The organism is Bacillus halotolerans (genome assembly GCF_001517105.1).
Taxonomy (GTDB): domain Bacteria; phylum Bacillota; class Bacilli; order Bacillales; family Bacillaceae; genus Bacillus; species Bacillus halotolerans.
The window spans coordinates 514,296-538,083 of sequence record NZ_LPVF01000008.1; the positions used below are offsets into that span (position 1 = coordinate 514,296).

The following is a 23,788-nucleotide window of genomic DNA, read 5'->3' on the forward strand; positions in this document are numbered from 1 at the left end:
CTTATACACTTTTTACAATCCTGCGTACTATGTGTGTAGTAAGGATCTTCATCCTTAAAAACAATTAAAAAAAGGAGGATTTCAATTGGGCCACTATTCCCATTCTGATATCAAAGAAGCGGTGAAATCCGCAAAAAAAGAAGGTTTAAAAACTTATTTATACCAAGAGCCTCGTGGAAAAAAACGCAGTCATAAAAAGTCGCACCGCTCACACAAGAAATCTCGCAGCCATAAAAAATCGTACCGCTCACACAAGAAATCTCGCAGCCATAAAAAATCTTACTGCTCACACAAGAAATCTCGCAGCCATAAAAAATCGTACTGCTCACACAAGAGATCTCGCAGCCATAAAAAATCTTACTGTTCTCACAAGAAATCTCGCAGCTACAAAAAATCTTACTGTTCTCACAAGAAATCTCGCAGCTACAAAAAATCTTACTGTTCTCACAAGAAATCTCGCAGCTACAAAAAATCATTCTGTTCGCACAGAAAATCCCGCAGCTACAAAAAATCATTCTGTTCGCACAAGAAAAGATCTCGCAGCTACAAAAAGTCGTACTGTTCTCACAAAAAATCTGATTGTTCTTTTAAGAAAAAACCTTACAAAAAACACTGCAAAAATGACCATCACCGCAAAAAAGATGATTACGACAGCAAAAAAGAGTTCTGGAAAGACGGCAATTGCTGGGTAGTTAAAAAGAAATATAGATAATGAAACTGTCATCATAGGCTCCGGCATACGTACGGTAGCCTATTTTCTAATTCCCCTATATCAGTTATATGTCATGACATAGCATATGCAACCCGCATCATTTGGTTTCCTTGAATGGATTTCGTTATAATCATGGTACTCTTACAATAAAGGCGGTGTTGTTGTGTACATATTTCAAGCAGAAGAGCTTAGTGCCAAAGAGACGTATAAGCTGCTGTCAGGAGCCGTCATTCCGCGCCCGATCGCATTTGTTACAACACTTTCTTCAGGCGGGGCAATCAATGCGGCACCTTTCAGTTTCTATAACGTGGTCAGCTCAGATCCTCCGCTACTCAGTATTTCTGTTAACCGATCAGAAGGCCGGCAAAAAGATACAGCCAGAAACGCGATAAAAAACGGTGAATTTGTCGTCCATGTCAGTGATGAAGCCATCATTGAAGACATCAATGAAACGGCGGCAAGTTTAGCGCCGGACGAAAGTGAAATGACACGCACCTCTCTCCATTCTGTAGAGAGCACAGCTGTTTCGGTGCCCGGCATTCAAGAAGCCCGCATTCGTTTTGAATGCAAGCTCGAACGGCATATCACGTTCGATAATGATCATGGTGTGACCACAGCTGATCTGCTTATTGGCAGAGTTGTCTGTTTTCACCTCGATGAGAAGGTGTATGACGCAGAAAAAGGGTATATTTTGACGGACGAATTAAAGCCGGCTTCCAGATTAGCCGGAAACCATTATGCAAAACTCGGTGAAGAATTTACATTGATTCGTCCGAGTTCATGAAAGGACTATTTATATAGAAGAAACTAGTCAAAAAGACACTGTTATTAAAAAGCCGGCACAGCATGTGCCTGGCTTTTTTTGTTTGAAGGAATCATATTTGCACAAACCGTTTGCACTGATTTGGTCTTATAAATTCAGATACTCCCCATTACAATTGAAATAAGCCCGCACGAAGAGAAGGACGGCAGACTGATATCACCTGCACATAAGGAGCTGATGGGCATGCCTTTAGACCAAAGAAGATCAGCCATTCTTCATCAGGTTCTCAACACAAGCAGCTATGTTACTTGCGGCGAATTAACGGAGCAATTAAAAATTTCAAGGAGAACACTGTATTATGACATTGAAAAAATTAACGGCTGGCTGAAAGAGAGCGGACTGACACCGATTAAAAGAAGGCGTTCAGCAGGATTTTATTTAGAAGACCAAACGAAAAAAATGCTGACATCAGAAATGAAAACGCTGACAAATTCAAGTTATGAATATTCTCCCTCAGAAAGGCAGGCAAGAGTGATCCTGCGCATTTTAACGAGAAACAGACGTTTACTTTTGCAGAACTTCATTGACGAAAATCATGTCAGCCGCAACACCGCCATTCAGGATATGAAGCATATTCGCGAAAAGCTGAAGACATTCGGCATCGTTCTTTCCTTTACCAAAGAAAAGGGGTATTTCTTCTCAGGATTAGAGCAGCAAAAGAGAAAACTGCTGGCTGAATACGCAAATCAGCTCATGCAAAAAAGCAGCAGCACTGCGGCCGTTACCGATCTTTGTCCCGATCCGGATGCTTGTGAACAGCAGATCCAAACCATGCGGTCTATGCTGCTGACTTTTGAAAAGCTTCTTCACATGAAATTTGCTGATCATGTTCTCGCGGGATTAAGTGTGCACTTTACGTTATTTCTGATCAGATTAAAGGCGGGAAAAGAAATCACTCTAGAACAAGAAGAGCAATACGCCATCAGGCAAACGAAGGAATATGAAGCGGCCGTTCGGGCGGCGGCCGCGGAACTGCCGGAAAATGTCTTTATTTCTGATCAAGAGATGTGCTACTTCACGATCCATCTGTTAGGGGCTAAAATCAGTCAGTTCCCCGCTTCAAGTCTCATTGCAGGTGAGCTGGATGCGGTACATGATATCGCGGACAAAATGATTGTCGATTTCCAGCGTTACGCCTGCGTGCTTTTTCAGGACCCGGAACATCTAAAAAAACACCTGGTGCTTCATTTGAAATCAGCTTATTACAGGATTAAATATGATATCACCCCTCATGAGAGTGATGTAGCTGCCTCCATCAAAACGAAATACAGTGATATTTTCTGCTTAACGAAAAAAGTCGTTCATCACCTTCAAAAAGCATTAAGAAAACCTGTCAGCAGTGAAGAAACAGCTTTTATCGCCATGCATTTCGGAGGCTGGATGAAACGTGAAGGGGTCGCGCCCTCACTTAGAAAAACAGCGGTTATTGTCTGTCCGGGCGGCATCGGCACTTCAAAAATTTTGCAGAGCCAAATTGAAGATCTTCTGCCGAATGTCGATATTCTGAAAACCGTATCAAGCCGTGTCTATGAAACAATGACGCTTGAAACGGATGTCCTGATCTCAACTGTTCCGCTGCCAGACAGAGGGGTGCCTGTGCTCATCGTTAATCCCATACTGAACAGCAAGGAAAAGATCAGCCTGCTGAAAAAAGTAGATGCGCTCTCAAACAGCGCTTCCCATTTCCACCCAAGTGTTCATGACATCATGGGCATCATCGAAAAACATGCAGAAGGCATTCATAAAACAGAGCTGATGCTAGAACTGACCGAGTATTTAGGACAGCCGCACAAACATGAAAAGGAGGCGAACCGCAAACCAATGCTTGCTGAATTAATGACACCTAACCATATAACGATGGCCGACTCTGCCCCCTGTTGGGAGGATGCCGTCCGCATGGCGGCAAAGCCGCTTTTGGATGACGGGTCTGTTACCCCGCAATACGTCGATGCCATGATTGCCACGATTCAGACACTGGGCCCATATATCGTCATTACGCCGAATGTAGCCATCCCGCACGCGAGGCCTGAAGACGGTGTGAATCAAATCGGCATGAGCTTTCTGAGATTGAACCAAGCCGTTTCCTTTTCAGACCGGCCCGAGCATTCAGTCCAGCTGATTATCGTGCTCGCGGCAATCGACAATGACACCCATTTGAAAGCCCTCTCCCAGCTCACGAATATGCTGGGTGATCCGGAAAACATTCAATTGCTGATTAACGCTCAATCGGCAGAAGATGTGCTGCCAATGATTCAAAAATACTCAAACTAGGAGTGATTCGAATGAAGAAAAAAATATTGATTGTTTGCGGAAACGGACTCGGATCAAGCTTTATTGTTGAAATGAATGTAAAAAAAATCATTGATGAACTGAACATCAGCGCTGACGTTACACATACAGACCTCACTTCAAGCAAAACGGAGCAAGCGGATCTGTATCTAGGATCAGCCGATATTGTGTCAGGTCTTGACGATGGAACGCGTAACGTTGTCGGACTCAAAAACCTGCTGGACCAGAAAGAAATCAAAGAAGCCATCCTTACCAACTTGTAACAAACAAAAACATAGACGACGGGGGTGCATCTGATGCTTGATTTTTTGATTAACGATTTCCTGGGAACTCCTGCTATTTTAATTGGACTTTTTGCCTTAGCCGGTCTGCTTCTGCAAAAGAAAAACGCTGCGGATACCGTATCGGGCACACTGAAAACGGCAATGGGATTCGTCATTCTCAGCGCCGGGGCGGCGATTGTCTCAGATTCACTAGCCGTGTTCGGCAGCATGTTCGAAAAAGCATTCCACATTAAAGGCGTCGTACCAAATACAGATGCAATATCAGCCATTGCTCAAAAAACGTTTGGTACGGAAACGGCACTCATTATGATTTTCGGAATGATTGTGAACATATTGCTGGCGCGTCTTACGCCATTTAAATATATTTTCTTAACCGGCCATCATATTCTCTACATGGCTTCATTGATCTCCGCCGTGCTGATTACCGGCGGCATCAGCGGTGTTCCTCTCATTGCTGCGGGCGCCATAATTCTTGGGGGGCTGATGGTGCTGTCACCCGCCATCCTTCAGCCGTATACAAAAAAAATTACAGGAAGCAATGATCTCGCACTCGGCCATTTCGGTTCTGCCGGCTATTTTATTGCTGGATTCATCGGCAAACATGCGGGCAATCCATCTCACTCGACTGAGGATATCAAAGTTCCGAAATCATTAGGATTTCTGCGGGATACGTCAGTCTCCATTTCTTTAACGATGGCACTCCTTTTCTTTATTGTCGCTCCTTTCGCCGGAAGGGATTATATTGAATCATCGTTAAGCGGCGGAAGCCATTTTCTCGTTTATTCCTTTATGCAGGCCATTACGTTCGCTGCTGGGGTATATGTCATCTTGGCGGGGGTTCGGATGGTAATCGCGGAAATTGTCCCTGCTTTTAAAGGCATCGCTGAGAAGCTAGTGAAAGGCGCCAAACCCGCCCTTGACTGTCCGACGGTTTTTCCTTTTGCGCCAAACGCTGTGATTATCGGATTTTTATCCAGCTTCCTGGCGGGTATTGTGTCCATTTTTCTTCTTCCCGTCTTCGGTCTCAGTGTTATTGTCCCGGGACTTGTACCGCATTTCTTTACAGGAGCAGCGGCGGGAGTTTACGGAAATGCAACCGGCGGAGTGCGGGGGGCTGTACTCGGTGCGTTTGCCAATGGCATTCTCATTTCTTTTCTGCCTGCGCTTCTTCTGCCGGTTCTTGGCTCGCTCGGATTTGAAGGCACGACTTACGGCGATTCAGACTTTGGCATTATCGGGATTCTTCTTGGCTGGATCATACAATTCTTCAATTAAAGTGAGGTATGCGTCATGAACCATTTATTTTCACCTTCTCTGATGTGTATGGATTTAACAAAATTCAACGAGCAGATCACCATTCTAAACAGCCGTGCCGATATGTATCATGTTGACATCATGGACGGCCATTTTGTCAAAAACATTACGCTGTCTCCATTTTTCATCAGCCAGCTCAGAACGATGACAGCTCTCCCGATTGATGCCCACCTGATGGTTGAAAGGCCGGAGGATTTTATCGATATGACAGCAGAGGCCGGAGCTGATTACATTAGCGTTCATGCCGAAACCATTAACCGTGCGGCGTTTCGGCTGATACACAACATCAAAGATCATGGCGCAAAGGTCGGGATAGTATTGAACCCGGCCACTCCGCTAGAGTGGATCAGCCCTTATGTGCATTTGATTGATAAACTGACGATTATGACCGTTGATCCGGGTTTTGCCGGGCAGCCGTTTATCGCAGAAATGACTGGAAAAATCCGTGCGGCTAAAGAGTGGAGAGAAACAAATCATTATACGTATGCCATTGAAGTTGACGGCTCCTGTAATGAAAAAACCTTCCGCATGCTCGCGGAAGCTGGGAATGACATTTTTATCATCGGCAATTCAGGCCTCTTTGATCTCGATGAAAACACAGAAATTGCATGGGATAAAATGAAAACCATTTTTCAGCAGCAGACACATCCTGTAAAAATGCAACACCCGGAATAATCCCCGGGTGTTTTTCTATGAAACATTTTTCTCCCACGAACGTATAAAGAGATGAGTTTAGGAGGGATCGGTATGACAGGCACTCATTTTTTAATTTTAATACTGATCACAGCTGCTTTCAGTACATCTTTTTATATTTTTGCCAGTAAACGCGGCATTCCCAAACCCCGTTGGTGGTATAAACCGGTGAACAGTATACAAGGGGTGCTGGAAATCGTTCTGCTCATTTTACTGGGATTTTCTCTTTTGCGTTTTCCGCCTGAGTATATGCTCATTTTATATCTTTTCGTCATTAATTGTTTACGCGCTCTTATGGAATGGAAATATGAGCGTGAAGAAAAACAATATGTACACTCATTATTTGGTGCGGCACTGTTTCTGGTCATTTTTATTTATATGAGTATGTTCTTCTTCGTATCTTAAATCCCAACAGCCGCCCCATCCCCCCTTGGATCGGCTCCTCCTTGGAGAAAGCCCTCCTCATCCACTGCGATTGCTGCGGCGTGACCCATCAGCGGGTCATAATCACTGACTGTCTCCACGAGATGGCCGCTTTCTTTTAGCATGTCGACCGTCTCCTCTGCGATTCTGTTCTCAACTCTGAGACCTTCATGATCCTCGCCCCACGTTCTGCCCCATACCCAGCGCGGTTCGCTGATTGCCTGCTGAGGATGCATTCCATAGTCCAGCATTCGGGTGATAATCGCGGTCTGAGTCTGCGGCTGGCCTTCGCCCCCTTGCGTACCGTACAGAATCTTCGGTTTCCCGTTCTTACAGACCATAGCCGGCATCAGCGTATGGAAACTGCGCTTTCTCGGCTCAAGTGTGTTGACATGATCTTCATCCAATGAGAAAAATGAGCCGCGATTCTGCATGAGAATGCCTGTATCCCCAGCAGTAACAGCCGAGCCAAATTCAAAGTAAAGGCTTTGAATGAACGACACCGCGTTGCCATCCGAATCCATCACCGCCGCATAGGCGGTATCACTGCCAATCGGTCTGCTTTCCGCCGGTTCAGCTATATAACCGATTTCTTCCGCCAGCTGCTTGGCGTAGCTTTTGTCCAAAAGCCTTTCCAGCGGAATATCAGCAAACGCCGGATCAGTCAGAACGGCATTCCGATCCAGAAAACTCTTTTTCAGTGCCTCCACGAGCACATGATAATAGGTAAATGAACCATGTTCAATTTGGCTGAAATCATAGTTTTCCAGAATATTCAGCGTCAGTAAACCCGTAAAACCTTGAGAATTTGGGGGCGCCTGATAGACGGTGCACCCCCGGTAATCACAGGATATAGGCTCCATCCACTCACCCCTGTGTGCTGTAAAGTCATCAAGCGTCATATAGCTGCCATTATGCTGTAAATACGAGACAATCCGCTGAGCGATATCACCTTCATAAAATGCGCTTCTTCCTCTTTCAGCAATCATGTTCAGGCTGTTCCCAAGCTCTTTTTGCACAAACCGTTCACCGGTGATCGGTGCTTTGCCGTTTTTGGTGAAAATATCAGCAGTGTAAGGTGTTGACGCCAGCAGTTCAAGATTGGCCGCTGTATGCCGGCACTGATCTGCTGATACAGGAAAACCATTTTCAGCATAATTGAGCGCAGGCTCCAATACGTCAGAAAGCGACATCCGTCCGTATGTCTTCAGGACGGCATCCCAGCTATCGACCATTCCCGGCACGGTAATTGCGCTGTCGATCCCCCGCAGCGGGATCTCATTTTTCTCCTTATACACATCTCTCGTCACATTTTTTCCTGAACGGCCGCTGCCATTGTACACTCTTACCGCCTTTGTTTTTTGATGAAAGGTCAGCCAAAAGGAATCTCCTCCAAGCCCCGTCATATGCGGATAGACAACCGCCAGACAAGCGCTCACGGCGACAGCGGCGTCAAATGCGTTTCCTCCCTTCTCCAGAATGCGGTTTCCCGCTTGTGATGCGAGGTAATGCGGACTGACGACCATTTGCTTAGTGCCGATAATAGATCTGTTCATCACAAGTCTCCTTTGCAAGAGATTTTCTTCAGTATAGAGAGCCTGAGTTTTCGCATCTACTGACCCGGAAGAAAAGCTGACGAACTTTCTCCTTTTCGTAAACATAAAAATATTTTATCGTTCATTGTGAAAATAAATTTAAATTATCTCTTACGAAATGAAACTTATATGATAAAATATTGACTAAAAGTCAAACGAAAGCAGGTGGAACAAATGGGCAATGAATATCAAATCCCCAACCTTGTTCTTGATGAGATAGACAAACAGATCCTTACCATTTTGCATGAGGAAGGAAGGATTTCTTATACGGATCTTGGCAAAAGAGTCGATTTATCACGGGTTGCAGTTCAATCACGTATTAATCAGCTGATTGAAGCAGGCGTTATTGAAAAATTCACAGCGGTGATCAATCCAGCTAAAATCGGCATTCATGTATCCGTGTTTTTTAATGTCGAGGTAGAGCCGCAATTCCTGGAAGAAGTCGCTCTAAAGCTTGAACAAGAACCCGCGGTCACCAGCCTTTATCACATGACTGGCCCGAGCAAGCTGCACATGCACGGAATCTTCGCGAATGATCAGGAAATGGAAGAATTTTTAACGAAACGGCTGTATCCGCTTCAGGGTGTCGTCAGCGTTGATTGCCAAATGCTGATCAAACGGTACAAAAGCCGTATGGGAATGAAGCTGTAAAGGAGAGAAACTAATGAAAAACCACCCTTATCGGGATATGACGGTCGCAATGGTGCGCACCGGAATCTTAGGCTTCGGGGGCGGGCCATCGGTGATTCCGCTGATCCGCCATGAAGCGGTGAATAAATATAAATGGATAGATGATGATGAATTTGGAGAAATATTAGCCATTGCCAATGCACTCCCCGGACCGATCGCCACCAAGATGGCGGCATATCTGGGATTCAAACTTAAAGGCACGCTAGGCGCAATTGTTGCTACTCTTGCCCACATTCTGCCTACATGCCTTGCGATGGTTGCCTTATTTGCGGCAGTAAACGTCTTAAGCCACTCGGCGGTTGTCGCCGGCATGATTGGCGCCGTGACGCCGGTTATCGCCGTTATGCTCGGTATTATGGCATATGAGTTTGGACAAAAAGCGCTCAAAGGATTTGGCTGGGTCACCGGAATCCTGTTTTTTATCATCGCTTTTATCGGACTGCAATTGTTACAGATCAACCCCGGCATTGTCATTATCATATTCTTAGCCTACGGAGCATTTCATTTTAAACTGAAAGACAAAATCACAAATAAACATTCAAAAGATAAAGGAATGTCCGCCTCATGATCATTATGTTTTTATTCACAGCATTTTTTATCGCAAACGTTCTGGGATATGGCGGCGGCCCAGCCTCTATCCCGCTGATGTTTGAAGAAGTCGTAAACAGATACGGCTGGCTGTCAAACGACCAATTCTCTAACATGCTCGCACTTGCGAATGCATTGCCGGGCCCGATCGCAACCAAAATCGCCGCTTATGTCGGCTACAGCGCAGGCGGCTGGTCCGGCTTTCTGATTGCGCTGATCGCGACTGTTGTGCCATCCGCGTTCGCGCTGATCGTCCTGCTGCGCATCATTCAGCGCTTTCGCCAATCACCAGTGATCAAAGGCATGACGCTGTCTGTTCAGCCAGTTATCGCTGTCATGATGCTTATTCTCACTTGGCAAATCGGCGCAGACGGCATCAAAGCCATCGGCTGGATTCAATCCATAGTGATTGCGGGCATTTCCCTCCTTTGCATGACAAAATTCAAACTGCATCCGGCTTTCCTGATTATCGCGGCATTTTTATATGGAGGGCTTGTAGTTCCTCATTTATAGAAAAAAGCACCCTCAAAGGGTGCTTTTTATTTTGGGCCAGAAATGCCATTTGTCATATAAATTGTTTCTTTGCCTGCATCATTTTTGATCACGTTTTTGATTTGCAGCGTGTTTCCTGACATTCTGGCAAATTGATTCTCTTGAGATGAGTTTGTTTTGACGTGTATCCATTCCTCAGATCGCGGCATTTTCCAAGATAAAAAGAATCCTAGAATAAGCATTCCAACAATGACGGACAACAGCAGCTTCACACGGCATCACTTCTTTTCAATAGCCTGCCCGCAGTTTCTATTGCCTGCTGATCAAATATAATATCGCCGGGACGATTGCCTTCTCCCAGCACACAGCCTTCAAATGACATTCCCATAAAATCAAAAATGTGACCAAACTGTTCTATCAGCGGCAGCCCCTTTATCTTTGGATTATCTCCTCCGGCTGCTATCACATATGCCTGTTTTGCCGACATTTGCTCTTTAAAATCAGGAAATCGCGGATCTCTCATGGTCTGTGACCAGCGATCAATGAACAGCTTTAACGTTCCTGACATACCAAACCAATAAATGGGGGTGGCGAATACAAGAATATCGCACCCCAATACCCGCTCAATGATAGAATCGTAGTCATCTTGAACAGGACGAAAGCCGCCTTGAGCGTGACGCAGATCCTCAATCGGCTGGATCTGATATGTCCGCAAATGAATGTGCTCCGCACCGAATCCTTGAACAGCCTTCTCCGCAAGAATATCCGTATTTCCGCCAGGCCTCGTTCCGCCATTAATGACCGCAATTTTCATGATGCATCTGCTCCTTTGTTTACGAATGATTTTCTCCATCATATAATGGATTCATTAATCAATACAGATGATTATTTCGATTACTCCAATCGATATAGCCGATTTAGAAAGGACGAGAACATATGGAATTGAAGCAGCTGATCACCTTTATTACGGCGGCAGAACATGTAAACTTCACCCTAACCGCCAAAATGCTTAATTATGCACAATCAAGCGTTACCTCTCAGATCAAATCACTTGAAGAAGAAATCGGGACTCCTTTATTTGAACGGCTCGGCAAGCGGCTCATCCTGACAGAAGCCGGCAAAACATTCAAATCCTATGCGGAGAAGATTATTGCGTTAACAGAAGAAGCAAAAATGGCCGCAAATCAAGTAAGAGAAACAACCGGAACCTTGAAAATCGGGGCGACGGAAAGCCAGTGCACATATCGCCTTCCCCCTATCATAAAAGAATTTAAACAGACTTTTCCTCAAGTAAAGCTCATATTCAAACCGTATATTTCCAACGAACAAGCGAAAGAACAGCTCTTACAGGGCCAGCTTGATATTACCTTCATTTTGGATGTGAACCGGATGGAAGACGCACTGCACGTTGAATCTCTGATTCAGGATGAGATCAAAATGGTAGCCGCCAATGACCATCCTTTTCCAGCAGACTCACCAGTAACATTGAAGAATCTTCAAAACGAAACCCTTCTCCTGACAGAGGACGGCTGCTCATACCGCACGCTCTTTGAGGACGCCTTACACGACGCCGGTGTCTACCCTAACAAATTAGAATTTGTCAGCATAGAAGCCATCAAACAATGCGTGATGGCCGGACTTGGAATTGGACTATTGCCTGAAATGACAGTAAAAGACGATATTGCCGAAGGTCGGATGAAAGAACTCCACTGGCAAAACGACTGCCTCGTTTTTACTCAACTAGCATGGCATAAGGACAAGTGGATGTCTGCGCCATTGAAGGCTTTTATCGATTTGACGCGGAAAACATTCAAATAAAACCTCTCTGCAAGGACGACAAGGTTTTTGATAAAGCAGGAAAGCACACAGCATACAAAAAAACACTTGATGGCTTAGAGCCCCAAGTGTTACCCGCGATTTTTCTGATAAAACGTTCGTAAGACATGTGTTTCAAGGTCAGCCAGGCGGACAGGAATCGGCAGCCTGCTTTCTTTATTAAGCAGGCTCATCGTGATTTGATAGCTGCTTTCTAAATCAATGTTATTTCCGCAAGACAAGAAAATAGGCTTCACGTCCCGCCGCGTCCGCAGCGCCCGGCCATATACCTCGCCGTCAATGATAATATCTGTGTATGAACCGACTTCATTTTCAGGCATTACGAAATCACAGCTTCTGATTTTGAGATAGGTTTTCGCAATCCCAATTGTCGGCTTATTGAGAAAAAAAGCCGCATGAGTGGCAACGCCCATATGGTTGTAATGCAGATACCCGTTGCCATCAAACAAAAACACATCCGGTTCTGTCTCCAGCTTTTTGGCCGCCTCGATGATCAGCGGCAGCTCGCGAAACGCAAGGAAACCAGACACATACGGCACACTGATTTTCCCCATGCTGTGCACTTTTTCAATGACTTCTTTTGTATCAGCGTCAATGACGATGATACAGCACACTCCATACGGTTCTCCGTCCTGTTCCCAATAGGCAAGGTCGACGCCTGCGCAGGTTTTGATCGAGTCTGGGGTGATGGAGGGTGATAGGTTGATTTTATGTTTAAGGGATTGCTGTGTTTGAACAAAATCCGATTCATCTTTTAAATGAAAATCGTGAATTTGATGTACTTTCATTTCACTTGTTTTCCTCTCTTAAAATAGTCTTTTCGCTCAATCGTCCTGCGTTTCGATACAACCATAGACTGACATTCTTTATTGCTTATAACCTTTTTTAAAGGCGATAAAATTCCCATTAGGATAATTTCTATCCCAACCACATGGAAAATAACCCGCTTTATAAATTTTAAAAAGCTTTTCAAAAAAATTGTCTATTTTCCCGTTTATTGCCCTATTTATAGCACAATTATTTAGGTCTGCTACGATCTCTTCAAAAAAAGTATTAAATTCAGTCGCAGCACTTCTGACATTTTCAGAAAAAATCTCTAGTAATATGTCTAAATTTTGTGGTTTTTGATCATGGCTAATTCATAATATTTGTCCCATACTTCACTCATTTCATTTTCTTTTAGATCATTCCACGTATATTCATCTTCATCAAATACATCTTCATAAGCATAGTATTTCGCTTTATCTTTATCATTAATAATTTTAGTAAAATAAGAAATATCATCTGATGTAACTACTTAAAAGGTTTTGGAAAAAACAATAACTTCTTTTACTTTATTATGATAACGCCCGTATTTCATTACTTATTATACCACCTTACCTAAAGAACAACTGTATCATTACCGCTTTTCCCCAGTATCTTTTTCCGTTCTTTCATTTACGGTTAAATTGAAAGCAGATAGTATTAATATTCATTTTTAATTTCTTTCATAAAAATATAATCTAATTGTTTACTTAATTCTTTAAGCTCAGTACACCTTACCTCTTCTAGTGAATTGTCCCAATCTTCGTTTTTTATAAGTTCAATGCCATAGCTTCCGGTTGGATCCCCTTCTGGGTACCACCCTACGTCAAGCAGCAATTTTTTTGTCTTATGAGAAATCTGTAGGAGGTCTTGATTAAAGTCAAATAACCAAGCATCATCATTTGCCTCTAGAGTCTCAGGATCAGTATCTTTTAATGTAATATAATCAACAGTCCAACCAGCCGGTATCTTTAGCCTTAAGAAATTGGGAACCTGTTTAGTTAGCGGCTTCAAATCCTCTAAACCCCCGCTTCCCACACTCCAGATTTGATATTCTAACTCTTCTAATAATTGTTCTATTTCATCAAAAGAGTCTTCTTCATAAATCTTATCCTTTTTTAAGCTAACAATTTTGATATGATATTGATCACTTTCATAAATTACCTTAATTAAGGCGTTACGTTTTTCATTTTGCAGTATTAGTAATTCACATTTTTCTTCCATTATTTTTTCTGAATTTAAATTGTTCAGTACTACAGACCAGCCATCACAGATTTTTAATGGCTGTAATTGAGAAATATGATCTCTGTCCATCCCGCTTCTCCTTGTACTTCGTTGGCCTATCTTTAAAAAGCTTCATTATTGTAAAAAAACTTGCCGATGACAACACGGCAAGTTTATGACTATAGCAATTCTAATACATCAGTAAACAAGGCATCTCCTAATGTTAATCTCCTGTTGAAAGGCTGTATATGTGGCAATTCACTCCACTCATACACAGTATCGTAGTAATCATACAAATAACTGAGTTCGATAAACCCTTTCTTTTGCATTATTTTATTGATATAGTTCGTTCCCTGAATGAATTCTAAAGATTCAGCGGTCCCTACAATATCATAAGCGCCATCAATTAAATCGTGTCTTAGGGAATAACTATAATCTAGTACATAAACAGGAACCAATTTAGATACTTTCATATTGATTTGCTGTTCTAGATGAAATCCATTTTCCCCAGAAAGGTCTTGCATGTGGATATTGATTTCTCCAGAAGGATTGTATACATCTCTAACTTCAATTTTTTTCAAACCTTTTATTTGACTAAATTCATCAGGCGCTTTTATTTTCTCTGCACATTTGTTCTTATACCATTCGTCTAATTCCCTATTCATAAATAGACGTTGAAGCAACTCACCAATTTCAGGATATTCATTAATAAATCTGATTCCATGTTCCATAATAGTAACCATTCCATCCATTAATCCATTTGTTATTTAACTACTTCCACCAAGTAGTTGTTACTTGTTTTAAATGATATTCAATATATAAAATCACTTTTTTATAGTCGTCTGATGAAAATTCTTTAATAGGCTCCTCCCAATCATTATTTTTGACTATTAAAACCAGATAGTTACCTTCAGGAGAAATGTCAGGAACCCAGCCTAAATCAAGCGTTATTGAGGATTGTTCATGATAAAGCTGCAACAAACTGTCTGTGAACAAAAACCAGGAATCATCATCCGGTTCTAAAGTTCTTGGATCTATTTCAACAAAATGATTATAATTCACTTTCCAACCTTGTGTTATTCTTAGGGGATGTATATTAGCTTTTGGAACATCTAATTTAATATGTTTTCTCATTAACAAAACCTCTTTAGTTTTGTTTTCAGTCACTTGATATAAACTATTTTCATGGTTTACCTTAGTAAATTCTAGCCTATTTATTTTTTCTCCCTTTAAATTGGGTGTTTATTGTTGAACCTATTCCATGAATACCAGCTTGATGCTCATTTGGGAATTTTGTAGAGTGGACAGCAGCTTTTTTTCTCATCGGTTAACCAGCGTTTCCGTAGCTATCCAAGTGAAGTATAAAAGAGATCTGAAGGCGTTTCTATTTTGCATTAAAACCCTCAAGATTTTTTAACTATACTATTAATTCCTTCAAAAATAATATCTCTCATAACTTCATTATTACTTTTATAATTTCTTTCATTTTTTATTTTATTAAAAACTTGCTTGATAACCCCATCGATCATTATTGTTAACCCTTCAACGTCTTCTTCACCGCCTTCTTTTTTAAACATTTCATTTAATATAATTAACTTCTGTTCTTGCGACATTACATTCTCTCCTTTACATTTTCGAATCATTTTATTTTACTATTGACAAAACTTAAACTTTAATTTTTTTCTCTATAAATCAACAGTTTTGAATTAGTTTTACCATTAATCCTGTAAAAGCTTGATCATTTGTAATGTTTCTTGCTTTCACAAAGTAAAAACTAAAAAGCAGGTACAGTATAACTACCTGCTTTTTAGTTAAATTTAATTACCAGAGTTAATTTCTTTTACAAGGATAGCTTCGTTACCGTACTCTTCAATGTCGGCCTTTAGCCAACTGCTTTCCTCTTCTCTATATTTATAAAATCTAAGTGTCGCAAAACCTTCATCAATACTTAGAATCACAACAAATTTATGTTCAGGGAATTTTTCTTTTAAATGGTGTTCCCAACCATCCACTATCTGAAGCGCATAAAGTAAAATCTCTTCACCGGACAAATCACTGTAGTCTAAATAATCGTTTATGCGAAGTTCATTACACGATGCTTCATACCCCGTTTTATCCCCATACATTTTTAAAATTCTATTCCAATTTATAGTTGGATTATCAGTTAACTCATCCTCTAGATCTAGAATAAAGCAATCGTCTACTTTAACTATATTAGGTGAAATAATATCCTTTAAATTAGATAGGTCAACTTTATTTGTATTGCTCAAATCTTCAAGTCGTTCTTTTAGTCTTTTCATATTTTTATTTGTATATTCCATTATAATCTACACTCCTATACTAAAATACAGGATCCTCACCTAAAAATTTCAATCCCTTATTTATAGCTTTCTGAACGCTTTTGTCTTTAAGTACTTTTTGAATTTTGCTAGGTGCATCTTCGCCTGTTTTTTGGTCATAAAACTTTCTTGTTTCAACATCAAAGTACCATTTTTTATTATTTGGCTCATGATAGTGAATTTGACCTTCTCTTTGCCCTGGATTTGGGTTTTCAATGTCTATTCTTTCTGTCTTCCCATTTTGCCATGTTGTCTTACTTGCAATCTGAGTTCCATTTTGACCGAAAAGTTTCTTACTATTCCCGCCACCACTACTCGCCATCTTCACAATCCCAAGATCTTTAACAGATTTCGTTTCCACATCGACACGGACTGTCGGGATTCCGAACGTGAAGCCATCCGGAGTTACTGGGCGTTCTGCGTACACGCGGACATTTGTCGGGACTTTGAATTGTTTTACTTTTTCGAGTGTCTTGTTTGCTTTTTGGACTTTTGAATGGGTTGCAAGCGGGATGCCTTTATCAATATTTTTCGCCAATGCGCCTGCTCCAACTAAGCTTAGTGCAGCTTCCAGCGCCCCTTGCTTCCGCTTCTCCTCAGACACTTCGTTACCAAACATATCTCTTCCTGTGACAGCTTCAGAGAATCCGTTTGACGCAACAAGGCCGTATGCGCCCATTTCTGACATTTTTAGAATGTCTAAAGACTTGCCTGTTTTGTAGGCGTCTAAAGCGTGTTCAGCCGCGATAGCCGCTTTTCCGGTTTTGTAGATGGCTTTTCCGCCTTTGAAGGCGCGGCCAGCCCAGCCGACGACTGGTATGAATCCGGCAGCGGCCATCGCTCCTGCTGTCACACGTTCTGCGGCGGAGAGTTTTTCTCCGGTAACCGGATCAACGCCTTCGGTTGCCCTTTTATAATCATAATAGCCAGTGACTTCTCCAGTAAAGGTGCAAACTCCATCCCATGTTTTTTCGTACCATGGTTTGTTTGCTTCTTCCTCGGCTTTTTCCTGGAGACGCCTTGCTTCTGCTTGTTCGGTTTTTGCATCGATATATGTTGTTCCCTGTTTTTCCACTTCAATGGCGCTTTTGTAGACTTCATTGCTGTGGAAGGCTTTTTTGTCATAGCACATAGGGGATGCGCTTTTCCCGTTGCTGGTGGCCTGCATGAGAACAGAATATTTGCTGAGCACTGCGTTGTCCAGAGATTCTAAATTTTGATATTCAGTGGTCAGGGATTCATCAAGCTTATCGACTGCCGTAATCGTGTCACGCCTGATTTTTTGGGCATCTCCCATCTTATCTGCATAGTTGTCAAGCGTGTACATGTCGAGATCCATAATATCGCTGATGCCTGACAAAATAGAATCGATTTCTGCTTTATGAGCGGAGACTATCTCTGAGGCTTTCAGGTCTCCATTGGGCAGCTCATGATCCAAAAATGAAGTTTCCACATATGAATCATTCAGTTCTTGATCTTTAATATCACCGGAAATGCCGTTTAAAAACGCAATTTGAGCAGAAACAAGCGTCAGCCAGCTGTCGGCGATTTCCGCCTGTCCCTGAAAGAAGTCCTTAATATTGTCCGCGCCTTTTCCTTTAAAATCGTCACCTAAATCAGCAACTTCCTGAAACGCCTTTTTTAGCGTGTTCAGCTGCTCTTCCAGCGTCTCATATTGCTTTTTTCTATTTTTCGCTTCATCGATTAAAGATTGTGATTCAAATACTTTACTCATCGCACTGCCCTTTCTCTTCTATTTTACTGCGATCGCCTCATCCTGCTCTTTCAGTGAATCTACGTTATCCTTTGTATCCTCGATATTTTTCTGTACCGCTTTTTTGTAATCTCCGAGCATGGTTTTGATGTTCTCCTCACGCTCATGATATTTTTTCGTATAATCGAGTTTGTTTTTTCCATTGGACCCCGCGGCGCCGATTGATACGTCAGCCAGCGCATCTTTGACAGACTCTAATGTTTTGATGACTGTGTCGTACTTCAGCTTAATTTCTGACATAAAAAAAGATCACCACCATTTTAGTTTACTAATTGTATTTCCGACTTCTTCCGCGAACTCTTCTCCCTTTTTAAGAAGATCTGCTGCACCATTTGCTACAAACAATTCCGATGCATATTTAGCTTTATCCCATTCAAGATCAAAAATTTTACCGTTAATCGAAGCCATATACTCGTTATATTTATCATTCACAATCTTAGATGCTTCCGATTTCGCCTCTTCTCTTCCTTTGTCGAAATCATCCGCTTTTGTTCCTGTCCAGTGCTTGCCCAATTCCGGTTTTACGATTTCTTTGATTTCAGTAATTGCCTCTTCTTGCAGTGTGTCTATATCCTTTTTTGCTTTTTTCAGCTTTTCAATCTTGTCTTCAACGTCTGAAATTTTTCCGTTAAGTGAACTTTTGATATTTGCTAATACACTTTCATAACCCATCTGTATCACCTCTTAATACTCAAAAAGTCGTATGGAGGGGCTGATGAAGATAGACTTTTCCATACTTTATTTCCATATATTATATTTTAAAATAGCCGGAAGGCGGCTTAAATAGGGTAAACGGCTTAATTTAGGCTTATAATGCTCTGAATGCGGAGGTCTAAAGTCTCTTTTTTGTTCGTTATAAGATCAATGTGAGCGTTTTATATGGTGAGAAATTCTAAAGTCTTAGTCAAAAAGACACTTGAAAGAGGCAGATTTTGATGATCTGTTCATTTTCTCATGTGGTAAAATCTTGTAAGATTAAGAGGTGAAACGGAGGGATGACAATGAGTTTTTTCAGTCCGATGATGTTATTTTTCGTGGTTTTTCCTTTTCTGTCCTTCTTTGTATTTGGAATGGCAGGCACTTTATTGTTTAGAAAACACGGCCTTTGGTCAATGCCTCTTACAGTGCTCTGTTTATTGGTCATATTTATGTTCTGTATTGACTCAGCCGCGCCTGATTTTATTGTTTGGCTTATTTCATTTCCGCTTCTGACCCTATTGGCGGCAGGGGTGACCCTTTGGATCAAAAGCTTGTATTAGCTGCAGTCCCCATTGTACAGAACGTTTGAAAAGTCTTTTCCCCTTAAATCATCAGGTGTGATGAAAAAATTTGCGATGCCGGCGTCTCCCCACAACAAATCAATATCATCGTCTGAATCAATTTGTAAAAGCATGATGAGATGTTCTTTATACGCGTATTCCAACCGAATTAATCAAAGAATTCTATTTTCCCCATGCCAGCGTATTGCTCAAACTGAAAATCTGTAGGCAGCACCCTCTAGTTTCAAACAATAGGTAAACCTTAGCGAATATATCCATCGTATACAATAAAAGATGGATACAAAAAAAGACCGGCATCCCGCCAGTCTTTCCTTTATGACATTGCACCTGCCGGAACAACCGCTTTCCGGCCTACCGAATAGTATTCCACTCCGGCGGCGGCAGCCTCTTCTAATGAGTAGCAATTTCGGCCGTCAAAAATCAGCGGCTGCTCCATCAAATCTTGATAATCTGCTAATGAAAATTGTTTAATCTCATCCCAGTCCGTTAAAATCATGACGGCGTCTGCCCCCTTAACGGCTTCCGCAATCGTTTTTTTGTATTCCACATCCTGCGGCAAAATATGCTTCGCATGGCTGACGGCAATGGGATCGAAGGCTTTGATATGGGCGTCTAGTGCGGCGAGGCGGTTAGCGATGACAATCGACGGCGCGTCTCTCATATCGTCCGTGTTCGGTTTAAATGACAGCCCCAAAAGGGTGATCGTTTTTCCCGTCACTCCGCCAAGCCTGTTCAGCGCTTTATCAACCAGCATCGCCTGCTGATTGTTGTTGACCCTGATGACCGATTTCAGCAGCTCAAAATCATGCTCGACATTGCCCGCAATTTGCACGAGGGCGTTCGTATCCTTTGGGAAACAAGAACCGCCGTAGCCAATGCCCGCTTTTAAAAACTGGCTCCCGATCCGCTTATCCTGTCCCATGCCGTACGCGACAGATTCAATATCAGCGCCGACCTTTTCACATATATTCGAAATTTCGTTTATAAAACTGATCTTAGTGGCCAGAAAGGCATTTGAGGCATATTTGATCATCTCGGCGCTTCTGATATCCGTTTGGTAAACCGGGATATCGAGTGGAAGAAAGAGCTCTTCCAGTTTTCTGGCGGTGTCCTGATCGGCTGTTCCGATCACAATCCTGTCTCCATGAAACGTGTCATGGATGGCTGACCCTTCACGTAAAAATTCCGGGTTGGATGCGATCGATATGCTGACAGGCTCCGCAAGATGTTTGGTAATCAGCTCGTAAATCCAATCATTTGTTCCGACAGGCACTGTGCTTTTCGTTACGACGATCGCATCTCGCGTCACGTGCCGGGCAATACGCTTGGCCACATCTGTAATATGCTCCAGATTCGCATGTCCGTCGTTTTTTTGCGGTGTGCCGACCGCTATAAAAATAATCTCTGCCTGGTCTAAGCCTTTCTCGTAGCTCGTTTCAAAGCTCAGCCGCCCATCAGCTATATTTTTTCTCATCAGCTCTTCAAGACCCGGTTCAAATATAGGGGAAATCCCTTTTCTCATTTCTTCAATCTTGTGAGCGTTAATATCAATGCAAGTTACATGATGGCCAATCTCAGAAAGAGAAACACCTGTCACAAGACCGACATAGCCTGTTCCGATGACTGTTATATTCATTGTTTCCCTCCAACAGTTAAATTGCTGCTTTACAGCTTCTGTATTATCGTATGAGAATATCCTGACATGAATGCGGATGATCTCCCGTAAACAGCCTGTACAGGTTTCTGAAATATGATTCAATCATACAATATACTATTATATCGTTCTCACAAAGAAAGTGGGGAAATGAGAATTGCAGATCAAAAGAGCCCAAATCGTTTTCTTCTTTTGACCGGCTTCGGTGCCTGCCTGTAAATCGCATGATTTTGCAGAAGAAGCTCAGCATTTTCTGTCAGCATATAAGAATATTCCGTACCGAATTCTTTCTCAAGAACACGGAGAGCCTCCTGATAGCGAAAGTCTCTTGTTTTCAGATTATGAGCATCTGAGGCTAAGAAGTGTATCAGATTGGCTTCAGCCAGCCTCAGCGAAAATGCTCTCATCTGTTTCCCGAAAACTCCTGCGAGACTTCCGGTTGTCAACTGAGATGCCGCTCCTTTTTCTATAAGATGATACAGCAAGGACGGATTTTCGCGAATTTCGCTATTGCGTTCGGGATGCGCGACAACCGGAACGTATCCTTTCAGCTGCAAATCATAAAAAAGCTGCTCGGCATATCGCGGAACATGATCAAACGGAAACTCAATCAGGATATATTTCGTGTCATTCAGTGACAGCAGCAGCCCTTCATCCAAATCCCGTTTCAAGTCCCCGTAGATTCTGATTTCCTGTCCCGGCAGTACGGTGACCGGGATTTCCTCTTTCATTAAACGTTTGTTTAACAGGTCTGCCGCTTCTCTGACAGCGATTTGCTCGTTTTCATATGAACCATTCTTATGATGCGGGGTTGCAATGATGGTTCTGATTCCCTCACGAACAGCCGCCCTGGCCATTTCGATGCTGTCGTCCAGGTTCCTTGCCCCGTCATCCATTGACGGGAGGATGTGGCAGTGAATATCAATCATTTCTAAGCCTCCTTTTTTCGCAAAAATAAATAACGGGCAGTATGCACGTTATTTATTTTTGTATGAAATTGTCTTCATGTCCGTAGTATCCGTAGTCAGAGTGCTTCGAGCGTTTCTTGCCGTTCATAATGGCTCCGAGGAGCTTGCTGTTGCACGAATCGAGCGCCTCTTTTGCTTTTGCGGCTTTTTCTTTTTCCGTCTTTCCGCTTGAAATAACCAAAACGGAACCGTCTGCGACGTTCCCTAAAATTTGCGCGTCTGCTACAGGAAGAATAGGCGGCGTATCGAAAATCACCATGTCATAGGCCGCACACGCTTCATCCGCAAGCTCCTCCATCCACTTGGAGGAAAGCAGTTCAGCTGGATTCGGCGGGATCGGGCCGCTCGTCAGCACATCAAGATTTTGTTCCTGAGACGTTTGCACAGCCTGCTTCAGTGAGGATTTTTTCAGTAAAACGGATGTTAAGCCTGTCATATTTTCTAGTTGAAAAGTGGTATGTACTGTAGGTTTTCGCAAATCTGCATCGATGAGCAAAACCTTTTTTCCCTGCTGTGCAAATACGACAGCAAGGTTAGCAGCTGTGGTAGACTTCCCTTCTCCAGGGCACGCCGAAGTGATCATCACAGATTTCATTTGGCGGTCCACTGAAGAAAACTCTATATTTGTTCGAATCGTTCGATATTGTTCTGAATTTAAGGATTTCGGCTCTGTCAGCGCAATGACATTTTTGCGGCTCCATGAGCCCTTGCTTTTTCTAAGCGCCAAAATGTCCACTCCCCGCTTTATCAGATTGAATGCCTTTTAAGCTCTTCGCTGTTTTCTGTTCATTCGCAATGGTGGAAACCGTCCCCAATACCGGTATGTCCAGCAACGTTTCGAGCTGCTCTTCCGATTTGATCGTATTATCCAAATGCTCAAGCAGGAAGGCCAGTCCGATGCTACCTGCCAATCCTGCCGCAAACGCGATGGCGATGTTCAGCAGCGGTTTTGGCGATACAGGCGACGGATGTCCAGAAACCTCAGCTTTTGACAGAATGCTTACGTTATCAACATTCATAATCGAAGTGATTTTGTCTTTAAAGACAGATGCGACAGTGTTGGCAATGTGAGCCGCTGTTTCCGCGCTCCCGTCTCTGACAGAAATATTGACCACTTGAGAATCCTGCTCGCTGGAAACAGTAATTTTTTCATTCAGCTCTTGGGATGTCATCGACAAGCCCATCTCTTTAATCACTTCGTCTAAAATAGCAGGGCTCTTAATGATGACATTGTACGTATTGATTAATTGAAGATTGGTTTGGACATCGTTAAATTGGACTTCTTTTTGGTCGTTTTTCGATTGATTGACCAAGATCTGAGTTGAATTTTCATAGATGGGTGTAAGTGCGAAGAAACTGATGAATCCGCCGGCAGCAGTCGCAGCTGCGGTTACAATCATAATCAAAAGTATGTGTTTCCTTAACGTTGATAGTATGTCTTTTAAACTAGTAGATTCTCCCATGATACCTCCAAATCAGCTTATAACATCCTTTTCCATACGATTATACAACGTTAAAACAGCATTTCTCCATCTTTTCACGTGACAATATTCGACAAAAATTTACAAAAACAGTTTTTCAGCTTCTATCATGTAAGCGCTCTATTTATTGTCTTGCCAGAGCTGAATCTTTTTCTCCTTCCGGTCATTATTCAGAAAAAAATCCCGCCAAAAACCTGCGGGATTTTTATGTTGCGTATCCATTTTTAATATGAGAAATCAAATTTTCAAGCATTTCCTTTGTGGTCATCTCAGATGACTGCTCACCAATATCATGTGCATGCATCAAAATTTTCAGAAATTCTTCTTGATTTAATTTCTTTTCACTCATCATTTTATTCCTTTCAGCTTCCATTAAGTTGAAAACACGATTATTATATGATGCCGGCTCTCGTTTTGCAATCTCTAATACATCATTCGACACTTCCCATTTTTTATGTCCTATTTTAGGAAAAACTTTTTCATGCCGCTGTGTTGCGATATAATAGAGAAATTGGATCTTTTTAT

General features: G+C 42.4%; 29 protein-coding genes and 2 pseudogenes. 12 read left to right on the forward strand and 19 right to left on the reverse strand.

Annotation, left to right across the window (positions count from 1 at the left end; translation table 11 throughout):
• The first annotated feature begins 85 nt into the window (after positions 1 to 85).
• From AU387_RS05040 to AU387_RS05070, 7 genes are all read left to right on the forward strand, one after another.
• Positions 86 to 712, forward strand: coding sequence for a CotG/ExsB N-terminal domain-containing protein (locus AU387_RS05040; protein WP_082687839.1), 627 nt, complete (start codon positions 86 to 88; stop codon positions 710 to 712).
• 163 nt (positions 713 to 875) lie between these two features.
• Positions 876 to 1,496: a flavin reductase family protein gene (locus AU387_RS05045; protein WP_059335094.1), complete on the forward strand. Its 621-nt coding sequence runs from the start codon at positions 876 to 878 to the stop codon at positions 1,494 to 1,496.
• A 222-nt stretch (positions 1,497 to 1,718) separates the two neighbouring features.
• Positions 1,719 to 3,806, forward strand: a complete 2,088-nt coding sequence (locus AU387_RS05050) for a BglG family transcription antiterminator (RefSeq protein WP_059335095.1) — start codon at positions 1,719 to 1,721, stop codon at positions 3,804 to 3,806.
• Between the two features lie 11 nt (positions 3,807 to 3,817).
• The gene (locus AU387_RS05055) at positions 3,818 to 4,087 is read left to right on the forward strand and encodes a PTS sugar transporter subunit IIB (RefSeq protein ID WP_044159604.1); all 270 of its coding nucleotides are present in this window, start codon (positions 3,818 to 3,820) and stop codon (positions 4,085 to 4,087) included.
• 33 nt (positions 4,088 to 4,120) lie between these two features.
• Positions 4,121 to 5,383 carry a PTS ascorbate transporter subunit IIC gene (gene ulaA, locus AU387_RS05060; RefSeq protein WP_059335096.1) on the forward strand — a complete coding sequence of 421 codons (1,263 nt, stop codon included), beginning with the start codon at positions 4,121 to 4,123 and terminating at the stop codon, positions 5,381 to 5,383.
• 15 nt (positions 5,384 to 5,398) lie between these two features.
• The gene (alsE, locus tag AU387_RS05065; protein ID WP_059292393.1) at positions 5,399 to 6,097 is read left to right on the forward strand and encodes a D-allulose 6-phosphate 3-epimerase; all 699 of its coding nucleotides are present in this window, start codon (positions 5,399 to 5,401) and stop codon (positions 6,095 to 6,097) included.
• Positions 6,098 to 6,169: 72 nt separating this feature from the next.
• Complete coding sequence (locus AU387_RS05070; protein ID WP_059335097.1) at positions 6,170 to 6,520, forward strand: DUF4181 domain-containing protein; 351 nt, start codon at positions 6,170 to 6,172, stop codon at positions 6,518 to 6,520.
• On the opposite strand, the gene ggt is transcribed toward AU387_RS05070, so the two are convergent.
• Positions 6,517 to 8,094, reverse strand: coding sequence for a gamma-glutamyltransferase (ggt, locus tag AU387_RS05075; protein WP_059335098.1), 1,578 nt, complete (start codon positions 8,092 to 8,094; stop codon positions 6,517 to 6,519). The genes AU387_RS05070 and ggt overlap by 4 nt on opposite strands.
• Before the next feature lie 213 nt (positions 8,095 to 8,307).
• On the opposite strand from ggt, the gene chrS reads away from it, so the two are divergent.
• Genes chrS through chrA form a run of 3 tightly spaced genes read left to right on the forward strand, consistent with a single transcriptional unit; the run spans position 8,308 to position 9,924 of the window.
• Complete coding sequence (chrS, locus tag AU387_RS05080) at positions 8,308 to 8,784, forward strand: chromate efflux transcriptional regulator ChrS (protein ID WP_059335099.1); 477 nt, start codon at positions 8,308 to 8,310, stop codon at positions 8,782 to 8,784.
• A gap of 13 nt (positions 8,785 to 8,797) precedes the next feature.
• Positions 8,798 to 9,391, forward strand: coding sequence for a chromate efflux transporter subunit ChrB (gene chrB / locus AU387_RS05085; protein WP_059335100.1), 594 nt, complete (start codon positions 8,798 to 8,800; stop codon positions 9,389 to 9,391).
• Entirely contained in the window at positions 9,388 to 9,924 is a 537-nt protein-coding gene (chrA, locus tag AU387_RS05090; protein WP_059335101.1) for a chromate efflux transporter ChrA, read from the forward strand. The genes chrB and chrA overlap by 4 nt, the downstream gene beginning before the upstream one ends.
• 26 nt (positions 9,925 to 9,950) lie before the next feature.
• On the opposite strand, the gene AU387_RS05095 is transcribed toward chrA, so the two are convergent.
• Positions 9,951 to 10,175: a hypothetical protein gene (locus AU387_RS05095; protein WP_059335102.1), complete on the reverse strand. Its 225-nt coding sequence runs from the start codon at positions 10,173 to 10,175 to the stop codon at positions 9,951 to 9,953.
• The gene (locus tag AU387_RS05100) at positions 10,172 to 10,717 is read right to left on the reverse strand and encodes a flavodoxin family protein (RefSeq protein WP_059335103.1); all 546 of its coding nucleotides are present in this window, start codon (positions 10,715 to 10,717) and stop codon (positions 10,172 to 10,174) included. Before AU387_RS05100 ends, AU387_RS05095 begins: the two co-directional genes overlap by 4 nt.
• 122 nt (positions 10,718 to 10,839) lie before the next feature.
• On the opposite strand from AU387_RS05100, the gene AU387_RS05105 reads away from it, so the two are divergent.
• Positions 10,840 to 11,721 carry a LysR family transcriptional regulator gene (locus tag AU387_RS05105; RefSeq protein ID WP_059335104.1) on the forward strand — a complete coding sequence of 294 codons (882 nt, stop codon included), beginning with the start codon at positions 10,840 to 10,842 and terminating at the stop codon, positions 11,719 to 11,721.
• 89 nt (positions 11,722 to 11,810) lie between these two features.
• On the opposite strand, the gene AU387_RS05110 is transcribed toward AU387_RS05105, so the two are convergent.
• The 10 genes and pseudogenes from AU387_RS05110 to AU387_RS05150 form a co-directional block, all read right to left on the reverse strand.
• A complete protein-coding gene (locus tag AU387_RS05110; protein ID WP_059335105.1) occupies positions 11,811 to 12,527 on the reverse strand; it encodes an endonuclease V in 717 nt (238 codons plus the stop codon).
• A gap of 78 nt (positions 12,528 to 12,605) precedes the next feature.
• Positions 12,606 to 13,099: pseudogene (locus AU387_RS21915) on the reverse strand (hypothetical protein).
• Between the two features lie 104 nt (positions 13,100 to 13,203).
• Positions 13,204 to 13,857, reverse strand: coding sequence for a hypothetical protein (locus AU387_RS05115; protein ID WP_059335106.1), 654 nt, complete (start codon positions 13,855 to 13,857; stop codon positions 13,204 to 13,206).
• Positions 13,858 to 13,946: 89 nt separating this feature from the next.
• Positions 13,947 to 14,498 (reverse strand): hypothetical protein, encoded by a 552-nt coding sequence (locus AU387_RS05120; RefSeq protein WP_059335368.1) that lies wholly within the window; start codon positions 14,496 to 14,498, stop codon positions 13,947 to 13,949.
• A 40-nt stretch (positions 14,499 to 14,538) separates the two neighbouring features.
• The gene (locus tag AU387_RS05125) at positions 14,539 to 14,901 is read right to left on the reverse strand and encodes a hypothetical protein (protein ID WP_059335107.1); all 363 of its coding nucleotides are present in this window, start codon (positions 14,899 to 14,901) and stop codon (positions 14,539 to 14,541) included.
• A 269-nt stretch (positions 14,902 to 15,170) separates the two neighbouring features.
• Positions 15,171 to 15,380 (reverse strand): hypothetical protein, encoded by a 210-nt coding sequence (locus AU387_RS05130; protein ID WP_059335108.1) that lies wholly within the window; start codon positions 15,378 to 15,380, stop codon positions 15,171 to 15,173.
• Positions 15,381 to 15,584: 204 nt separating this feature from the next.
• Positions 15,585 to 16,088 carry a hypothetical protein gene (locus tag AU387_RS05135; protein WP_059335109.1) on the reverse strand — a complete coding sequence of 168 codons (504 nt, stop codon included), beginning with the start codon at positions 16,086 to 16,088 and terminating at the stop codon, positions 15,585 to 15,587.
• Between the two features lie 19 nt (positions 16,089 to 16,107).
• Positions 16,108 to 17,841 carry a ribonuclease YeeF family protein gene (locus AU387_RS05140; RefSeq protein ID WP_059335110.1) on the reverse strand — a complete coding sequence of 578 codons (1,734 nt, stop codon included), beginning with the start codon at positions 17,839 to 17,841 and terminating at the stop codon, positions 16,108 to 16,110.
• Between the two features lie 18 nt (positions 17,842 to 17,859).
• Entirely contained in the window at positions 17,860 to 18,120 is a 261-nt protein-coding gene (locus AU387_RS05145; protein ID WP_044159631.1) for a YwqI/YxiC family protein, read from the reverse strand.
• A gap of 9 nt (positions 18,121 to 18,129) precedes the next feature.
• Positions 18,130 to 18,552: a YwqH-like family protein gene (locus AU387_RS05150; protein ID WP_044159632.1), complete on the reverse strand. Its 423-nt coding sequence runs from the start codon at positions 18,550 to 18,552 to the stop codon at positions 18,130 to 18,132.
• A 329-nt stretch (positions 18,553 to 18,881) separates the two neighbouring features.
• Between AU387_RS05150 and AU387_RS05155 the strand changes: the two genes are divergently transcribed.
• Complete coding sequence (locus AU387_RS05155) at positions 18,882 to 19,139, forward strand: hypothetical protein (protein WP_044159633.1); 258 nt, start codon at positions 18,882 to 18,884, stop codon at positions 19,137 to 19,139.
• On the opposite strand, the pseudogene AU387_RS21025 reads toward AU387_RS05155, so the two are convergent.
• From AU387_RS21025 to AU387_RS20360, 6 genes and pseudogenes are all read right to left on the reverse strand, one after another.
• Positions 19,136 to 19,374: pseudogene (locus AU387_RS21025) on the reverse strand (DUF1963 domain-containing protein); the annotation flags it as partial. The gene AU387_RS05155 and the pseudogene AU387_RS21025 overlap by 4 nt on opposite strands.
• A gap of 99 nt (positions 19,375 to 19,473) precedes the next feature.
• Entirely contained in the window at positions 19,474 to 20,796 is a 1,323-nt protein-coding gene (locus AU387_RS05160) for a UDP-glucose dehydrogenase family protein (RefSeq protein WP_059292386.1), read from the reverse strand.
• Positions 20,797 to 20,978: 182 nt separating this feature from the next.
• The gene (locus AU387_RS05165; protein ID WP_059335111.1) at positions 20,979 to 21,743 is read right to left on the reverse strand and encodes a tyrosine-protein phosphatase; all 765 of its coding nucleotides are present in this window, start codon (positions 21,741 to 21,743) and stop codon (positions 20,979 to 20,981) included.
• A gap of 52 nt (positions 21,744 to 21,795) precedes the next feature.
• Entirely contained in the window at positions 21,796 to 22,509 is a 714-nt protein-coding gene (locus AU387_RS05170; protein WP_044159636.1) for a CpsD/CapB family tyrosine-protein kinase, read from the reverse strand.
• Positions 22,499 to 23,245: a protein-tyrosine kinase activator TkmA gene (gene tkmA / locus AU387_RS05175; RefSeq protein ID WP_059335112.1), complete on the reverse strand. Its 747-nt coding sequence runs from the start codon at positions 23,243 to 23,245 to the stop codon at positions 22,499 to 22,501. Before tkmA ends, AU387_RS05170 begins: the two co-directional genes overlap by 11 nt.
• Before the next feature lie 223 nt (positions 23,246 to 23,468).
• Entirely contained in the window at positions 23,469 to 23,612 is a 144-nt protein-coding gene (locus AU387_RS20360; protein WP_010332161.1) for a YwzD family small protein, read from the reverse strand.
• Positions 23,613 to 23,788: the final 176 nt, after the last annotated feature.

Coding starts and splice junctions, on each gene's coding strand:
- AU387_RS05050 (WP_059335095.1), top strand. CDS start 1,719: ATGCCTTTAGACCAAAGAAGATCAGCCATTCTTCATCAGGTTCTCAAC.
- AU387_RS05055 (WP_044159604.1), top strand. CDS start 3,818: ATGAAGAAAAAAATATTGATTGTTTGCGGAAACGGACTCGGATCAAGC.
- ulaA (WP_059335096.1), top strand. CDS start 4,121: ATGCTTGATTTTTTGATTAACGATTTCCTGGGAACTCCTGCTATTTTA.
- alsE (WP_059292393.1), top strand. CDS start 5,399: ATGAACCATTTATTTTCACCTTCTCTGATGTGTATGGATTTAACAAAA.
- AU387_RS05070 (WP_059335097.1), top strand. CDS start 6,170: ATGACAGGCACTCATTTTTTAATTTTAATACTGATCACAGCTGCTTTC.
- ggt (WP_059335098.1), bottom strand. CDS start 8,094: ATGAACAGATCTATTATCGGCACTAAGCAAATGGTCGTCAGTCCGCAT.
- chrS (WP_059335099.1), top strand. CDS start 8,308: ATGGGCAATGAATATCAAATCCCCAACCTTGTTCTTGATGAGATAGAC.
- chrB (WP_059335100.1), top strand. CDS start 8,798: ATGAAAAACCACCCTTATCGGGATATGACGGTCGCAATGGTGCGCACC.
- chrA (WP_059335101.1), top strand. CDS start 9,388: ATGATCATTATGTTTTTATTCACAGCATTTTTTATCGCAAACGTTCTG.
- AU387_RS05100 (WP_059335103.1), bottom strand. CDS start 10,717: ATGAAAATTGCGGTCATTAATGGCGGAACGAGGCCTGGCGGAAATACG.
- AU387_RS05105 (WP_059335104.1), top strand. CDS start 10,840: ATGGAATTGAAGCAGCTGATCACCTTTATTACGGCGGCAGAACATGTA.
- AU387_RS05110 (WP_059335105.1), bottom strand. CDS start 12,527: ATGAAAGTACATCAAATTCACGATTTTCATTTAAAAGATGAATCGGAT.
- AU387_RS05115 (WP_059335106.1), bottom strand. CDS start 13,857: ATGGACAGAGATCATATTTCTCAATTACAGCCATTAAAAATCTGTGAT.
- AU387_RS05120 (WP_059335368.1), bottom strand. CDS start 14,498: ATGGAACATGGAATCAGATTTATTAATGAATATCCTGAAATTGGTGAG.
- AU387_RS05125 (WP_059335107.1), bottom strand. CDS start 14,901: ATGAGAAAACATATTAAATTAGATGTTCCAAAAGCTAATATACATCCC.
- AU387_RS05130 (WP_059335108.1), bottom strand. CDS start 15,380: ATGTCGCAAGAACAGAAGTTAATTATATTAAATGAAATGTTTAAAAAA.
- AU387_RS05135 (WP_059335109.1), bottom strand. CDS start 16,088: ATGGAATATACAAATAAAAATATGAAAAGACTAAAAGAACGACTTGAA.
- AU387_RS05140 (WP_059335110.1), bottom strand. CDS start 17,841: ATGAGTAAAGTATTTGAATCACAATCTTTAATCGATGAAGCGAAAAAT.
- AU387_RS05145 (WP_044159631.1), bottom strand. CDS start 18,120: ATGTCAGAAATTAAGCTGAAGTACGACACAGTCATCAAAACATTAGAG.
- AU387_RS05150 (WP_044159632.1), bottom strand. CDS start 18,552: ATGGGTTATGAAAGTGTATTAGCAAATATCAAAAGTTCACTTAACGGA.
- AU387_RS05155 (WP_044159633.1), top strand. CDS start 18,882: ATGAGTTTTTTCAGTCCGATGATGTTATTTTTCGTGGTTTTTCCTTTT.
- AU387_RS05160 (WP_059292386.1), bottom strand. CDS start 20,796: ATGAATATAACAGTCATCGGAACAGGCTATGTCGGTCTTGTGACAGGT.
- AU387_RS05165 (WP_059335111.1), bottom strand. CDS start 21,743: ATGATTGATATTCACTGCCACATCCTCCCGTCAATGGATGACGGGGCA.
- tkmA (WP_059335112.1), bottom strand. CDS start 23,245: ATGGGAGAATCTACTAGTTTAAAAGACATACTATCAACGTTAAGGAAA.
- AU387_RS20360 (WP_010332161.1), bottom strand. CDS start 23,612: ATGAGTGAAAAGAAATTAAATCAAGAAGAATTTCTGAAAATTTTGATG.